Below are 17,909 nucleotides of genomic sequence, written 5' to 3'. Positions count from 1 at the left end.
CTGCAGAAGCTATCATCATTAGAGCATTGTCATAAGACTTTACATAAAAGATTTCGAAATTAAGCTAAGAACGAACCCTTTCCTGTTAGTCAGCTAATTTCTTTGTATCTTCCACGTTTGTTACTGATTTCTTACGTAAGAAGAAAAATAATTAACAAACGATTGACTTAACTATAATGTTGTAAAAGTAGAAAATAAGAATGCCAAATAATTACGGTTGCCAATGGTATTTAATAATCACTGAACATTCTAGATTCTAAGGCTAAAGATCCTATTCCTACTACTATTATAATAGTTATCATAAAAATTGGTCTCATTCTATTTTTTCTTGCTTTCACTAATGCACCTTGAATAGAATAACCTTCTTTTATAAGTTAATTCGATCAATCAATAATATTGAGTTTTTTAATACAATTACAATTAGTGTGACAATACCAACTACACACAAGATGCTAAGCTCTATTTGCATGATAAATCATTCTATTAATATTTATCTCCTCAGGATGAACTTCAGTAAATTCATATGCATTCGCCTTTTATATTCGTATATATTTCTGAAATTGTCCCTAATCTATTAATTTCTTTTACTACTTCTCTTTCGTTATCGTGTATAAAAAAATGCCCACCTTCAAAAGCGATAATATTACATGCTCTTGTTGTATAATTTTTCCACTCTTGTAGGTTGGTAAAACTAGTAGAATCATCTTGCCTTCCGTAAAATATTACAACATCTATATCTAGTGGGTTATAATCTCCTGGAATAGAGGACTCAATTAATTGAAAATCATATCTTAATATAGAAATAAAAATTTCAGCTAACTCTTTATTAGAAAAAATGTTTTTTGGTGTACCACCTATCGCAAGAATTTCTTCTATGAATTCCTCATCGGGCAACGTAGAAATTACTTTCTGCTTTCGTAACTTTGGCGGTTCTGCCCCAGAGAAAATAATTGAAATTGGCATTTTCTTATTCGATTCTAATATCTTATATACTAATTCATAAACTAATAGACTACCCATACTATGACCAAATAATATGTACGGCAAATCATCTAGTTCATTTTTGATTGCCTCAAATATGTCATTCACCATTTCTTTATAATTAGAAATTAGAGGTTCATTTATCCTTCTCCCCCTACCTGGTAATTCTATTGGTACTAAATCAATCGATGGATGTAAATGGGTATTCCATTTACCAAATGCATAAGATGATCCACCAGCGTATGGTAAACAAAAGAGTCTTATTTTCTGCATACATTCACCCCTTAATATTGTTTGTAGTACTAACAATTAAAAATAAACTATTCCACTAGTACCATCTACAGTTACTTCATCTCCATTTTTTAAAATAGAAGTAGCTACTTTTGTTCCCAACACAGCTGGAACACCATATTCTCTTGCAATAATTCCAGCATGAGAGAGAATTCCGCCACTATCCGTTATAATTGCACCGACTATTGGAAAGAGGACCGTCCAAGGTGGTGTCGTCGTTTTACTTACTAAGATATCTCCTTTATTAACCCTATGAAAATCCTCCTGTGAATGAATGATTTTAACCTTACCTTTGTATAATCCTTTAGATGCAGCGGCACCTTTAAAAGATTGTTGTTGTTTGTTTATAGGCTCTTGTGGGAAACCTACGATTTGCTCTAACTCATACGCATTACCCATATTTGCAGGGTCTCCTACAAAAGGAACTGGAATATTCTTCATGTTCTCTCGATGCTTTTTCTTTCGTGTCTCGATTAGATCTCTCACATTATTGGGTTGTTCTAACAATTCTTTGACTTCATTTATATATAGATAAAAAATATCATGCTTATCTAAAATCATCTGTTGTTCTACTAAATAGTTACCAACTTCAAGAAAGAAGAGTCTTGATCTAGCTGGAAGCATAGCATCAATATAGAAATGATGATCTTCTTCAATACGCCAAATATGTAAAGTTGTTTGAATCATGCTAATAAACCTTTGTTTTTCTTTACTATCAGGTATCTCAGATAATAATTGATTAAATAATTTATTTCTTTTTGTATTTAATTCGATAAACTTCTCATTAAAGTCATAATTTATATTTAAATATGTTTTTACAATCCCAAGGATATACTTAGGATTTTCAACCCAAGTTTCTTCATTAAAATCATGAAAATTAGCACTTCTATACCCATATTCATTCATGACACGTTGTAAATCTGAAATAAATTCCTGACCCTTTTCTATACTTGCTAATTGTTCAGCAAGACTTTCGATATCTGTCTTTTCAAATACATAATTTAATTTAGTTGAACTCTTTACTTTCCTTGATAATTCCCAAATAGCTTTATCGGTCTCTAATGATTTATTCATTGTTCCAATTAATAAATCATAAATAACCGACTTATCTTCAGAGCTGAACAATTGGCTATACATCTCTTCCAAAATCCAACCAGCTGCTTGTTTAGGAGTTAGTACCTCATAATGGATAACCCAAGCTTGCATAAAAAATTGTTCTAACTCTTTTACAGCCTGAAGAATTAATTGACTGGATTTATTTTTGGTTTGAAATGCTGATAAATTCTCATAAAAAGGATTAAATATATTATCAACATAATCATCTAATTTTTTTGTAATATTTGGAATTTCGTTCATCATAATTGATTTATGTTTTTCATGACTATAATCTTCTTTGCTTCTAGGAACAACCGACTGATAATAGTAGCCATTTAAGGATTTTACATCAACTTTTTTTATTTGCATCTTCATTTTTTCATAACATACCTCTGTACCATTACTCATTGCAGGCATAATAAGGGATGTAAAAAGTGGTGTTAATGGTCTGGGAAAATGGACATCATTTTGTACCCAGAATGCTCTGTCCATATCATCATTAGACAACAGAAAATCTTGTTCTATTAGTTTATTTTTCAAAGTTGACACGCTCCTTTACAGTAGTTATAGGCCTTACTTGTAATACATACATTTCATTTTCATTTATTGCAAATTCAACATCAACTGGATATTGATAATAATTTTCTATTTTCTTCGTTACCTCCGTAATCTGTTCTACTTGATTATCATGCAAACTAAATAGTGCTTTTTCTTGCTCAGTCGTTGGTATTTCCTTTGTACCATCCACTGTTCCCACAACCTTAAATTCTTTAAGTCCTAACTCCTTATACAAAATGGTATTATCTTGTTTTGAAACAATAAACATATCTGGGGTTATGAGACCTGATACAATTGCCTCACCTAGACCATAACTGGCATTAATAATGATTTCATCATATAACGAGGTTACTGGATTCACACTAAATACCACGCCAGATGTATCTGCCTGTACCATCGATTGTACCAAAACACCAATTTTAACCTGTTTTATGTCAATATTGACATTATGTAAATATTGAAGAGCTTGATTAGACCATACGGAGGCCCAGCATTCCTTTATACTCTTCACTAAACCTTCAAAACTTCCAACGTTTAGAAATGTTTCATATTGTCCGGCAAAAGATGAATCATGTAAATCTTCTGCAGCTGCAGAAGATCTTACCGAAACTTTTGCTACTTCTGTTGAAGAAAGCAAGTTATCGTATGCATTTTTTACCTGCATTTCTAAGTCACTTGGAATTTTGTTAACATGAAACAATTCTTTAATACTATGACTAGGATTTTCCATCGTTTTTAAATAGTGATTAATTTGATTAGCTAGATTATTGATTTCAATAAATTCCCAAAAGGATTTGGAGGATATAATAAAACCATTCGGTACTTTTATTCCAGCCTCCATTAATTTCGATAGATTTCTTGCCTTTCCACCTACTAGTGATCGATCTTTACTATATCCTTCTCTTAAAGGAATAATCATATAGAACTCTCCCTTCAAAGTTAGGATGGGAATTTCATGCTTATTTCCCATCCTTTCCATCTAATAAAATCTTTTATTTCCCCTTAAGATACCCAACTTCTTTCATATGTTTAAGCAATTTTCCAATATAAATTGATTCAATAATTGGATAGTTAAAATTATCCAACTGTTGTAAATACTTTCTAGTAAAAGATGAATCAACATGAACATCCCATTTATACTGATTAGATTCCACGTTTATTAATTCAGTAATAATTGTTGATAATTCATCCTTTAGTTCATTGTTTCGATATATTGTATCGATAAATGTATTAAATTTATCTTCTTGAAGCACGTTAATCCTAATTCCTAGTGAATCTAACATTGCTTTGATATCAACCATTTTTACTTGATTGTGATTAAACAGATGAAAAACATTACCACATGATTCCTCTGTTTTTAAAATTTTAACAATAGCTTTACTACATATATCTACAGGCGTAAATTCAATTAATTGGTTTAGAAGATAATCTGGTATCGCTTTAAAATCAACTAAAAATTTAAATTTACGATAAAACGCATTTTCTTCTATATTCTCTTGGAAAACCCCATCAGTAAATCTTCCAGTTAAATTACCAACCCGATAAATACTAGCTTGTAACCCATTTCTCTGCGCTTCAAATATTCGTGATTCAGCTTCAAATTTACTATTAAGATAAACATTGTCAAAAATATCTTGTTTAATATAGAGGTTATTTTCCGTGAAATGCCTTTGATATTGATCCATCGTTCGAGTGCCCGAAATACTAATTGTAGAAATATAGTGAAAATAAATATCATGATTAGAACAGAAATCTATCATTTTTTCCGTTCCCTCAATATTTATTTTGTTAAACTCATCTTTATCGCCATAGTGTTTAACAATAGCAGCAGCATGAATTACTGTATCTATTGTATTACCAAGTTTTATATAGTCATCTTTTACCATCCCTAAATTATCTTGCTTTATATCACCTGCGATAATTTTTATTCTATGTTTGATATCATTCCAGTTTTCCAATAATGTATCATTAAAATATAACCTTATCTTATTTAAAAAGCGTTCTTCTGCAACCGGTCCTCGTACCAAACAGTGGATTGTTGCATCCGTTTCCTCTAGTAACTCTCTAATGATATGAATCCCTAGAAATCCCGTAGCACCTGTTACCAAAATATTATCCATTGTTTTTATATTTCCGCTAGGCATAATTTTCCTATTATTAGGTGAATTTATATTCATTATTTCAGGATGATGTACTACCTCAGCAGAATCTTCTACTAACTTAATTTTTTCAACTAAACTTCGAATTGTCGGCGTTGTGTAAAAATCTTTAACACTAATATTCCAGCCATGAAAATACATTTTAGTTAAAGCTTTCAAAATTGATATGGAATGACCACCCAGCTCGAAAAAGTCATTGGTAACTCCAATACGATTATCTTCAATTCCCAATACTTCTGACCATATTTGCACCAATTTAGCTTCCATTTCATTTCGTGGTGCTATGTATTCCTCTTGATTTAAGATAACTTCTTCTTTAGGTAATGCCTTTCGGTCTAACTTACCATTTAATGATAATGGCATGTTTTCCAAATGCACAAAATTAGTTGGAATCATATATTCTGGAAGCTTCTCTCTCATGTAGTGATGCCATACTTTATTACTCCATTCAACATCCGACACAATATATGCACATAAATATTTTCTTCCATGAGGATCTTCCCTATCAATAACAACTACTTCACGAACACCTTCACGTCGCATGATGCAATACTCTATCTCCCCAATTTCAATACGATATCCTCGTACTTTAATTTGGAAATCTTTTCTACCTAAATACTCAATATTCCCATCTGGTAACCATCTGACCAAATCACCTGTTTTATATAAGACAGTATCTTTTTTGTAAGGATGGGAGATAAATTTCTCCTTCGTTCGTTTCTCATCATTGAGATATCCTCTTGCTACCCCTTCTCCAGCTATACACAATTCACCAGGAATGCCTATCGGTTGTAATTTCCCTTCATTACTTAATATATACACGCCTGTATTATCAAGTGGTTTTCCAATCGGTAAAATTGACATTTCAAGATTATTGTCTAGCGCATACCCTGTTGTATAAATACTCGCTTCCGTTGGGCCATAGAGATTATATAAATCAGTATGCGATAATAACATTCTTGCCGATTTAGCCAATTTGGGCGATAATGCCTCACCAGCAATAAACATATATTTTAAATCTGTTAATTCCTGTAGCTGTTTATCAGGGACCATGTCGACAAATGCTTGAATCATAGAAGGTACAAAATTGACATGTGTCACCCGTTCTTTTTGAATCACCTTATATAGTTCCACTGGATCCTTTTCCATTTCAGGCTCTAAAATAACCAGCCTTCCTCCTCCAAGCATCCAGCCAAATAATTCTGCTACCGAGACGTCAAATATAAAAGGTGTTTTTAATAAATATGCATCCTCTTCTGTAATAGGAAATTTTCTCTGTAATCCGAATAATGTATTTAAAACATTTCGATGTTCAATCATAACACCCTTCGGCTTACCTGTAGAACCTGATGTATAGATGACATATGCTAAATTTTCAAGATTACTAACTCGACTTAAATTAGATACTTCTTCTTTGTGATCTTTTTGGTCATCCACAACGATAACCTTTTCATGATAGAAACTTAGTTTTTCTTTAAACTTATCTTGTGTTAATAATACGCACGTTTGACTATCTTTGATAATTGTTTCTATTCGCTTACTAGGATGATGAGGATCAATTGGTACGTATGCACCTCCAGCTTTTAATATCGCTAGTATGGTCTTAACCATTTCAAACGAGCGTTCCATTGCGACACTAACAAGAAATTCTTCTTCACCTTGTCTCTTTAATTTTCTTATTTTCCTCGCAAGTTGATTCGCTTGTTCATTCAATTCTTTATAAGTCATCGTTCGTCCAGCAAACTGGAGTGCTACCTTGTCTGGTATTCGCTCTACTTGTTTCTCAAATAATTCATGTAATAATGTATTATTATGATTGTCATATTGAGTTTGATTGAAATCATGAAGGAGTAACTTCTCTTCTTCACGATTTATCATCTCTATTTCCGCTAACTTTATATTAGATGATTCGGTAATTTTTTCTAAAATGGCTAAAAAATGTTCACTCAATCTCTCAATACTATCTTTCTTAAAGAGCTCTGTACTATATTCGAATTGTGCATGTAAGCCCTCTTCCACTTCGGTTATATATAAGGAAAGATCGAATTTAGAAGAATTTAATTCGATATCCACCGTTGAGAATTGTAATCCATCTATACTAATTTTTGAGTAACTGGAATCTTGAAATGTAAACATCGTGTCAAAAATAGGATTTCGACTAGTATCACGCTGTACTTTTAATTTTTCCACCAACAATTCAAACGGATAGTCTTGGTTTTCAAATGCATTCAATGTAGATTTTTTTACTTCATCCAAAAATTCCAAGAATGTTTTATCCTTTTTAGGGCGATTTCGAAGCGCAAGAGTGTTTACAAACATTCCAATAACATTTTCAACATCTAGATGATTTCGCCCAGAAATTGGAGTACCTACGATGATATCTTCTTGGTCACCATACTTCGAAAGTAATACATTATATGCTGCTAACAATAACATGAAAAGGGTCGTATCCTTTCTAGCAGCTATTTGATGCATATGACGGGTTAATGTTTTTCCTATATAGACAGAAATACTATCCCCTTTCGATCCTTTTACCGATGGTCTAGGATAATCCGTTGGTAACTGAAGTACAGGATATTCCTCTGAAAATTGACTTAACCAATAATGCTCCTGACTTTGTAATTCTTCAGATTTCAAAAAGCTATTTTGCCACGCAGCGTAATCTTTATATTGAATATGAAGCTCTGGTAATTCTTTTCCTTCATATAATTGAACAAATTCATTTACCAATAACTGAATAGATTGCCCATCTGCAATAATGTGATGCATATCAATTAACAATAAGTGTTTGTTCTCTTTAAGCTCTACAAGTTTTAATCTTATTAACGAATTATTGTATAAATCAAATGGTTCAACAAAATTTGCTATTAATTCAGATATTTTTTTATCCCTTAGATGAAGCAACTCAATTTCAATAGGGTTATAATCATGAATTTGTTGAACAGGATTACCATCCTTAACTTTAAAGGATGTTCTTAATGATTCATGCCTTTTCAATAACATTTGGAAAGTAGATTCAACCCGTTTTATATCAAGCGTCCCTTCAATAATCATTGCTTTTGGCATATTATAACTCGTTTGAAATTTATTTAATGCCTGTAACATATAAATTCTTTTTTGCGCAGAAGAAAGCAAATAATCTTCCCTTTCCTCTACTTTTTCAATTGCATATATCTTTTCACTTTTAATTTGAGAAATGTATGCAGATTGTTCCTTGACAGTTGATAGTTGAAAAATGATATGTATAGGAATAGAGATTTCAAATTCTCGATAAATTCTCGATACGAATGAGGCAATCTTTAATGAATGCATTCCTAAATTAAAAAGATTATCGGACATACCTATTTTTTCTTTTTCAATACCAAGGATTTGACTCCATATGGTAATCAATTTTTCTTCCAACTCATTCCAAGGTGCATGATAGGTTGATTCTCCACTTATTGCTTGTTTTGGTTCTGGGAGAGATTTTTTGTCTATCTTTCCATTTATCGTTAGAGGAAATTGATCAATCTTAACAAAGTAATCGGGAATCATAAAACCTGGGAGTCTTTTTTCAAGGAAATTTCTAAATGTTGACACGGGTATTTCTTCCGATGACATGTAATAAGCACATAAAAAATTCGATTCTTCTGAATCCTTAAGTGCTATAACAAGAACATCATCAATAGATTGATATTCTTTTAATTGATACTCAATATCTTTAAGTTCAATCCGAAAACCTCTAATTTTCACCTGTTCGTCTAATCTTCCTAGATATTCTAGATTCCCATCAGGCAACCAACGCGCAAGATCTCCCGTTCTGTACATTAAACTACCTGAAAAAAAAGGGTTAGGTACAATTTTTTCATTTGTTAAGGATTGATTATTAACATATCCTTTTGCAAGAGATTCACCGGAAATACATAGTTCACCAGGCATACCAATAGGTTGTAATTTCTGTTCATTGTCTAATATATAAACATAGTTGTTTGCGATTGGCTTGCCTATGGAAATCTTAGAATCGACCTTTAAATTTCGATAAACAGTAGTAACAACACTATTCTCTGTAGGCCCATATTCATTCGCAATTTCAACATCTTTCAATTTTTCTGAACTTTCCCTCAAAAGATTTGCTGTAACTTCCTCACCAGCTAACGTAATAATCCTTAAACATAACTGATCTTCATATTGTATCTCAGCCAACAGACTGCTATAAAGCGATGGTGTACTAATAAAATGTGTTATATTATGACGTTGAACAATATTATACAAATAGGGTGGGTTCTTTACATCATCATTTCCTACTAATATTATTTGTGCACCTGAAACAAGCGGTGTAAAGAAACTCGTTACAAATCCATCAAACGAAAAAGAGAAAAGCTGAAGTACACGATCCTTCTCTGTCAGCTTGTATTCATTTTTTCTCCAAAGAATGTTATTTGTAATACTTTTATGCTGAATCATGACACCTTTTGGCTTACCAGTAGTTCCAGACGTGTAAATACTATAGGCTAAATCTTCTCCTTTATTGATTGAAGGTAAATTCCCTTGATTTTTTGTATTCTTTTGTAACACTTCTAAATCAATTATCTCTCCATTGAAGTCTAATTTAGTTCTATCTTCCGTTTCTTTTAATAATAGACCTAAACCGCTGTCTTGGATAATTGCATTTTGACGTTCTAATGGATACTTTGGATCTATTGGTACATAAGCACCACCAGCTTTTAATATACTTAAAAGCCCAATAGCCATCTCTATACCCGGACTAATCATTAATCCAACGAACGTATTTGAAGATACCCCTTTTTGACGTAAAAGCGCAGCCAATTGATTGGCTCTTTTATTAAGTTCAGAATAAGTAATTTCACTTTCCTCAAATCTGATTGCAACTCTATCAGCACTTTTTTTGACTTGTTCCTCTACCAATTCATGTAGCAGTTTTTTATTACCAAAATTCACAGTTGTTTGGTTAAATTCCTCAAGTAATTTTTCCTTTTCTCTCTCTGTAACTAAATCTAAATCGCCGACTTTATATTCTGGGTTATCTATGAATTGTTCGATGGTCATGACAAACTGCGTAGCCAGATTACGTATAAAATCACTACTATATACTTTCTGATAAATAATTTCTCCTGTAATCTGATTATCATCATTTTGAGAAAAATGAAACGCTATTTTAGCTCGTGTATCACTTGTATAATTTTTTTCTCGAAGATTTTCAAAATTAATAAGTACAGGGAAGTAAATGTCCTCTGTCTCTGAATGAAGTAATCCCATGGATGATAATAGAGAACTAATATTTAATTTCTGATGATCAACAGCATCATTAACCGTGTTTTTTACGTTTAATAGAAGTTCTTTCCATGTCATATCAGGCGATACCGTATTTCTGAATAAAGTAAGATCATCCATACCGTTTTTTAATCCGGTTGTACCTATTAATATATCGTTATTCCTTGTATATTTTTGCAGAATAACATTTATAGACGTAATTAAAATTAAGAATGCTCCCCATTTCGAATAATTACTAATCTTATTAATTTTTTTGCTTACCTCTATTGGAATTGGGATGGAAAACTTCACTGTTCCCTCACTTTTAACTGTTTCTAGATCTGGCAGAAAACTACTAAACTCAATATCCCCTGATAATTTTTCTACCCAGTATTGTTTCTCTTTTTCAAGATCTTCATTTATGTATAATTCTGGCGTTAACGTGTTCGGTTTCATAACATTTTCCTTTCTTTTGCTTCTTAGTATGGCCTGTAAAAGGTCATACTAAGAAGTAGTTAATATTAAAATGAGAATGTTAAATCCTCTGGAAACGAAATCTCCTCAGATGCTTGGCTACCTTCTACTTTTATATCAGCGATCTTTATCATTGTGTCTACGGTAACTTGTTTTGCAATCAAATCTATATCTTCTGCAATTTTCTTTATCGTTTCTTGTTTATAGATATTGTCTTTGTATACGATATTTAGATTAAAATAATCTCCACTTTCGACTACATTAACAGTTAGATCAAATTTAGCCTTACCACTCTCATAAGGATATTCTTTTAACTTCAGACCTGCTACATTATAAAAATGATTATTGATTTTATCCTTTTTATAAATAAACATAGTGTTAATAATCCCTTGAGAACTATTCATATTACTAAATTGAAGGTAGTCCAACAGCATTTCATAAGGATAGTCTTGGTTTTCAAAAGCCAACATCGTATTATTCTTAACTTGTTGCAAGAAGTTGATAAATGTTAAATCTGCCTTTGGATTATTACGAATTGCTAACGTATTTACAAACATACCAACTATATTTTCTACATCTGTATGTGTTCTACCAGCAGTTGGAGTTCCAACAATAACATCATCAGAATTGGTATATTTAGAGACCAAAATTGTATACAGGGCAAAAAACATTTGAAACAACGTTATTTTATTTGCTTTTGATAGGTTAACTAAATTCTGACAAACTTCTTGATTTAATTTATAATTAAGAACTCTTCTTTGATTTGAATGAGGATTATTACTAGGATAATCAACCGGAAGCTTCTTTAGCAGAACATCCCCTTTATACAAATTGTGCCAATATGTTTCTTGCTTTCTTAATTGCTCCTGAAACTCGCTACTTTGCTGCCAAACAGCATAATCTTTGTATTGTAGTGAAGGTTCTGAAAGAATATCCCCTTTATAAAGTCGAATAATTTCATTCAATAATAATTGAAGAGAAAATCCGTCAGCAATAATATGATGCACATCAATACAAAGAACAAATTTTGATTTATCCACTTCAAAAAGTTTCGCTCGTATTAATGGTGCTTTCGTTAAGTCAAAAGGTGTTATAAACTTTTCAACATTTAGACGAATATCTGCTTCATTAATCACTTTGTATTCCAGTAAAAAAGGAATATTTGGATGTATCTTTTGTACAAATTCTCCATCTACAAACCCAAACGAAGTACGAAATGCCTCGTGTCGCTTTATAAGTTCATTCAATGTACCTTCTAAGCGATGTCTATCCAATTCACCTTCAATTTCCAATAATACTGGCGTATTATAGCTTGTCCCCATTTGTTTCGTTTGTTCTAAGATAAAGAGTCTTTGTTGAACATATGATAGCGAATAATACTCTTTCTTTTGAGCTTTTGGTATCGGCTTATGCATAAATTCTTTACTATTTATAAGGTGAACTGCTAAGGACTTGATTGTTGACATTTTAAATATATCTCTTAAACCAATTTCTTTATTAAACTGCTTATTTATTTTTGTTAATAATGTTACAGCATTTAAAGAATGACCACCCAACTCGAAAAAGTCATTGGTAACTCCAATACGATTATCTTCAATTCCCAATACTTCTGACCATATTTGCACCAATTTAGCTTCCATTTCATTTCGTGGTGCTATATATTCCTCTTGATTTAAGATAACTTCTTCTTTAGGTAATGCCTTTCGGTCTAACTTACCATTTAATGATAATGGCATGTTTTCCAAATGCACAAAATTAGTTGGAATCATATATTCTGGAAGCTTCTCTCTCATGTAGTGATGCCATACTTTATTACTCCATTCAACATCCGACACGATATATGCACATAAATATTTTCTTCCATGAGGATCTTCCCTATCAATAACAACTACTTCACGAACACCTTCACGTCGCATGATGCAATACTCTATCTCCCCAATTTCAATACGATATCCTCGTACTTTAATTTGGAAATCTTTTCTACCTAAATACTCAATATTCCCATCTGGTAACCATCTGACCAAATCACCTGTTTTATATAAGACAGTATCTTTTTTGTAAGGATGGGAGATAAATTTCTCCTTCGTTCGTTTCTCATCATTGAGATATCCTCTTGCTACCCCTTCTCCAGCTATACACAATTCACCAGGAATGCCTATCGGTTGTAATTTCCCTTCATTACTTAATATATACACGCCTGTATTATCAAGTGGTTTTCCAATCGGTAAAATTGACATTTCAAGATTATTGTCTAGCGCATACCCTGTTGTATAAATACTCGCTTCCGTTGGGCCATAGAGATTATATAAATCAGTATGCGATAATAACATTCTTGCCGATTTAGCCAATTTGGGCGATAATGCCTCACCAGCAATAAACATATATTTTAAATCTGTTAATTCCTGTAGCTGTTTATCAGGGACCATGTCGACAAATGCTTGAATCATAGAAGGTACAAAATTGACATGTGTCACCCGTTCTTTTTGAATCACCTTATATAGTTCCACTGGATCCTTTTCCATTTCAGGCTCTAAAATAACCAGCCTTCCTCCTCCAAGCATCCAGCCAAATAATTCTGCTACCGAGACGTCAAATATAAAAGGTGTTTTTAATAAATATGCATCCTCTTCTGTAATAGGAAATTTTCTCTGTAATCCGAATAATGTATTTAAAACATTTCGATGTTCAATCATAACACCCTTCGGCTTACCTGTAGAACCTGATGTATAGATGACATATGCTAAATTTTCAAGATTACTAACTCGACTTAAATTAGATACTTCTTCTTTGTGATCTTTTTGGTCATCCACAACGATAACCTTTTCATGATAGAAACTTAGTTTTTCTTTAAACTTATCTTGTGTTAATAATACGCACGTTTGACTATCTTTGATAATTGTTTCTATTCGCTTACTAGGATGATGAGGATCAATTGGTACGTATGCACCTCCAGCTTTTAATATCGCTAGTATGGTCTTAACCATTTCAAACGAGCGTTCCATTGCGACACTAACAAGAAATTCTTCTTCACCTTGTCTCTTTAATTTTCTTATTTTCCTCGCAAGTTGATTCGCTTGTTCATTCAATTCTTTATAAGTCATCGTTCGTCCAGCAAACTGGAGTGCTACCTTGTCTGGTATTCGCTCTACTTGTTTCTCAAATAATTCATGTAATAATGTATTATTATGATTGTCATATTGAGTTTGATTGAAATCATGAAGGAGTAACTTCTCTTCTTCACGATTTATCATCTCTATTTCCGCTAACTTTATATTAGATGATTCAGAAATTTTTTCTAAAATGGCTAAAAAATGTTCACTCAATCTCTCAATACTATCTTTCTTAAAGAGCTCTGTACTATATTCGAATTGTGCATGTAAGCCCTCTTCGAATTCGGTTATATATAAGGAAAGATCAAATTTAGAAGAATTCGTCTTTATTTCCCATGGCGAAAATTGTAATCCATCTATATTAAATTTGGAGTAACTGGAATCTTGAAATGTAAACATCGTGTCAAAAATAGGATTTCGACTAGTATCACGCTGTACTTTTAATTTTTCCACCAACAATTCAAACGGATAGTCTTGGTTTTCAAATGCATTCAATGTAGATTTTTTTACTTCATCCAAAAATTCCAAGAATGTTTTATCCTTTTTAGGGCGATTTCGAAGCGCAAGAGTGTTTACAAACATTCCAATTATATTTCCCACATCGGGGTGACATCTACCAGAAATCGGAACACCGACAATGATGTCCTCCTGATCACTATATTTTGAAAGGAGAATATTGTACGCAGCTAACAATAACATGAATAAAGTCATGCCTTTTTCCGCGGCTATTTGATGCATGTTATATGTTAATTCTTTTCCGATATGGACTGATATAGTGTCCCCTTCATAAACCTTTACAGAAGGTCTTGTATAATCCGTCGGTAACTGCAGCACAGGATATTCCTCTGAAAATTGGTTTAACCAATATTGTTCTTGTTTTTTTATTATTTCAGATTTCAGAAAGTTATTTTGCCACGCAGCGTAATCTTTATATTGAATATGAAGCTCCGGTAATTCTTTTCCTTTATATAATTGAACAAATTCATTTACCATTAAATCAACTGAATAACCATCTGAAATAATATGGTGAATATCAATTAAAAATAAATGTTTATTCTCATTAATTTCAATTAACATGACTTTAAAAAGTGGTGCACTTTCTAAATCAAATGCTCGGACAAATCTTGAAATAATAGTTGATAACTCATTTTCTGAAGCATAGATAAAATCAATTTGATAATCTACATTCTCATGTATTACCTGTTTTGCCTCAAATTCTACATATCGGAAGGATGTTCTAAGTGATTCATGCCTTTGAACAAGTGAATAAAAAGCCTTCTCAAATCGTGCTTTATTTAATAAACCTTCTATTAAAAATGCGCCCGGGATATTATAATTCACACTACTTTCATCCAATTTTGCTATAGATAACAATCTGTTTTGTGAAGCTGAAACAGGGTAATATAACTGCTTATTCAAAGGCTTTATTGACTCATATTCTTTTTTTCGAACAGTCTGTATATAAAACGCTAGATTTTTAATAGTAGGCTCCTGGAAAAATTCCCTTATCGGAATCTCCACTTGCAACTCCCTAAATATATTAGCAATTAATACTGTAGCTTTTAAAGAGTGGCCTCCTAACTTAAAGAAATCATCCTCTATCCCAATCACTTCTTCTTTTATTCCTAATACCTCGGACCATATTTTCACAAGCAATTTTTCTGTTGCATTTTTTGGTTTCACTTGGTGTTCTTGGTTACTTCTAACTAAGGTTGGCTTTGGCAACATATTATAATCTAGCTTCCCATTAACTGTACTTGGAAACTTATCCATAGCAATAAATTCTGTTGGTATCATAAACTCTGGTAAATACTCTCTCAAATAATTCTTTAGCTCTACAGTTGATAAATCATTGTTCAAAATATAATAAGCACACAATACCTCATTGCCTATGGTATTTGTCTGAATCATAACGATAGCTTCTTGTATGGCTGGATGATTTAGTAAGTTTTTTTCTATTTCTTCTAGCTCTACTCGATACCCTCTTATATTTACTTGATTTCCAATTCTTCCGATATATTCTATTGTCCCATCATGCATCCACTTTCCAATATCACCAGTTTTATACATTTTTTCACCAGGTATAAATGGATTATCAACAAAATTTTCATTTGTAAGATGCGGCTGATTTAAATATCCCTTTGATAAACCTCTTCCAGATATATAGATTTCACCTGGAATTCCAATTGGTACTAGCTTTTCTTTCCTGTCAAAAATGTATATATGTTTATCAGGAATAGGCCTTCCTATCAGGATTTTCCCACTATCTTCCTTTTTAACTTTATAAAAGGTTGCACACACCGTTGCTTCAGTTGGCCCATAGGTATTATAAACAGTAGAATATGTTAAAAGATTTGAAATATGTTCTTTTCTTAATACATCCCCTCCGCTTATAAACGTTCTTACCTGCTTTAACTCTTCTTGTTTATTAAATTCATTTAGAATTAATGGAGTACAACTTATAATTGAAACGCCTTGTGCTACAATTAATTTTTTTAAGCCTGCTATATCCATTAATTCTTCTTTGCGTGGAACAACCAATCTTCCACCGACCAATAATATTGGAAATAGTTGTTCAACAGATGCATCGAATGCAAAGGATGAATGCAATAGAACATTGTCGTCTTTATTCAACTGAAATTCATGTATAAAATGATTCACATATTGAACGACACTTTTATGATCAATGCATACTCCCTTCGGTGTTCCTGTTGAACCCGATGTATAGATAACATATGCAGGAGCATCTGGATTTGCTAGATTTAAGTCAGTTGATTCTCCCACATAAATATTTTGACTATCTAACAATACAACTTTATTGCTATAATCTAACTTATTCAATTGTTGTTTTAATAGTGATGAAGATAGTAATACACCTATATCACTATCATTCAGCATAAAATTGATTCTTCCGATTGGATATGAAGGGTCTATTGGCACATATGCAGCACCCGCCTTTAATATGGAAAGAATTCCAATGATCATTTCTATTGAATTGTCAATCATAATTCCTACGTAATCACGTTGCTTTACGCCTAAATCTTGTAATTTTCGAGCAAGTTGATTAGCTTTTTTATTTATTTCTTGAAAACTTATTTTTTCATTATTAAAAACTATTGCTATCTGTTCAGAATGATTTGCTACAGATTTTTGAAAGAGTTGATGTAGTGTCTGAGCATAATCAGTGATCTCTGATTTTTTATTAAATTCGTATAATAATTGATTTTTTTCCTCTTCTGTAATTAAATCCAGATTAGATATTTTATCATTTGTGTTTTCACAAAAAGCCTCTAAAGCAATAATAAATTGCTGAAAAAATCTCTTGATAGTTTCGGTACTATACAAGTCCGAACGGTATTGAATAGTCGATAATAATTGAATATCAGTAAGCTGGAAAGAAAAAATCAAATCCTGTTCCATCATATTGTGAATAACATTATGATGTAAATTTTCAAACCTCAAAAGTAATTTATATAGGGAATTATCTATGAAGTTTGTATCAGTGATTACTTTAACTACTTCTTCATAAGGAAAATTTTGATGCTCATTTGCTTCTTTAACGGATTGTTGAATCTGTGTAAGGAGCTCCTTCCAAGTTATATCTTCATTCAGTTTACTTCGAATGACTAGTCTATCATTTATATAATTGCCCACATCTTTTTGTTTAAAAACAGGAATGCCAATTACAATATCTTCGTCATTTGAGTATCGATATAAAATTGCATTCACTAATGTAGCTACAATTAAGAATACCCCAACCTCTGAACCGTTTGTTATTTGATAAATCTTTTTAAACATATGGTCCGGAATTTTAAATTGAATTTCTTCCGTTGTTGGTTTAACCTGTTTTGTATTCTTAAAATCTCTTGGCAACCTACTTGGATGAAAGCTCCCTGATAATTTTTTCTGCCAGTATGCCTTTTCTTTTTGGTATTTTCCGCTATTTAGTAACACTTGCTTAGAAAAACCCATTACCTTCCCTCCCTTATAA

Annotated in this window: 5 protein-coding genes; all 5 read right to left on the bottom strand. The window is 32.1% G+C overall.

The window, feature by feature from the left end; all coding sequences use genetic code 11:
- Window positions 1-519: 519 nt before the first annotated feature.
- Window positions 520-1,254, bottom strand: a complete 735-nt coding sequence (locus tag MHB52_RS30290) for a thioesterase II family protein (protein ID WP_061663200.1) — start codon at window positions 1,252-1,254, stop codon at window positions 520-522.
- A 36-nt stretch (window positions 1,255-1,290) separates the two neighbouring features.
- Window positions 1,291-2,907: a PEP-utilizing enzyme gene (locus tag MHB52_RS30285; protein ID WP_061663199.1), complete on the bottom strand. Its 1,617-nt coding sequence runs from the start codon at window positions 2,905-2,907 to the stop codon at window positions 1,291-1,293.
- Window positions 2,897-3,895 (bottom strand): PEP/pyruvate-binding domain-containing protein, encoded by a 999-nt coding sequence (locus tag MHB52_RS30280; RefSeq protein WP_172796995.1) that lies wholly within the window; start codon window positions 3,893-3,895, stop codon window positions 2,897-2,899. Before MHB52_RS30280 ends, MHB52_RS30285 begins: the two co-directional genes overlap by 11 nt.
- 22 nt (window positions 3,896-3,917) lie before the next feature.
- Window positions 3,918-10,790 (bottom strand): non-ribosomal peptide synthetase, encoded by a 6,873-nt coding sequence (locus tag MHB52_RS30275; RefSeq protein WP_340768450.1) that lies wholly within the window; start codon window positions 10,788-10,790, stop codon window positions 3,918-3,920.
- Between the two features lie 65 nt (window positions 10,791-10,855).
- Window positions 10,856-17,890: an amino acid adenylation domain-containing protein gene (locus tag MHB52_RS30270; RefSeq protein WP_340768448.1), complete on the bottom strand. Its 7,035-nt coding sequence runs from the start codon at window positions 17,888-17,890 to the stop codon at window positions 10,856-10,858.
- Window positions 17,891-17,909: the final 19 nt, after the last annotated feature.

It is taken from the genome of Bacillus sp. FSL K6-0073, assembly GCF_038006085.1.
GTDB lineage: Bacteria > Bacillota > Bacilli > Bacillales > Bacillaceae_G > Bacillus_A > Bacillus_A cereus.
The sequence above is the reverse complement of the archived record's forward strand: the minus strand, read 5'-3'. Positions and strand labels throughout refer to the sequence as shown.

Bases quoted from the DNA above. Each gene is read 5' to 3' on its own strand.
- MHB52_RS30290 (WP_061663200.1), bottom strand. From the start codon at position 1,254: ATGCAGAAAATAAGACTCTTTTGTTTACCATACGCTGGTGGATCATCT.
- MHB52_RS30280 (WP_172796995.1), bottom strand. From the start codon at position 3,895: ATGGGAAATAAGCATGAAATTCCCATCCTAACTTTGAAGGGAGAGTTC.
- MHB52_RS30275 (WP_340768450.1), bottom strand. From the start codon at position 10,790: ATGAAACCGAACACGTTAACGCCAGAATTATACATAAATGAAGATCTT.
- MHB52_RS30270 (WP_340768448.1), bottom strand. From the start codon at position 17,890: ATGGGTTTTTCTAAGCAAGTGTTACTAAATAGCGGAAAATACCAAAAA.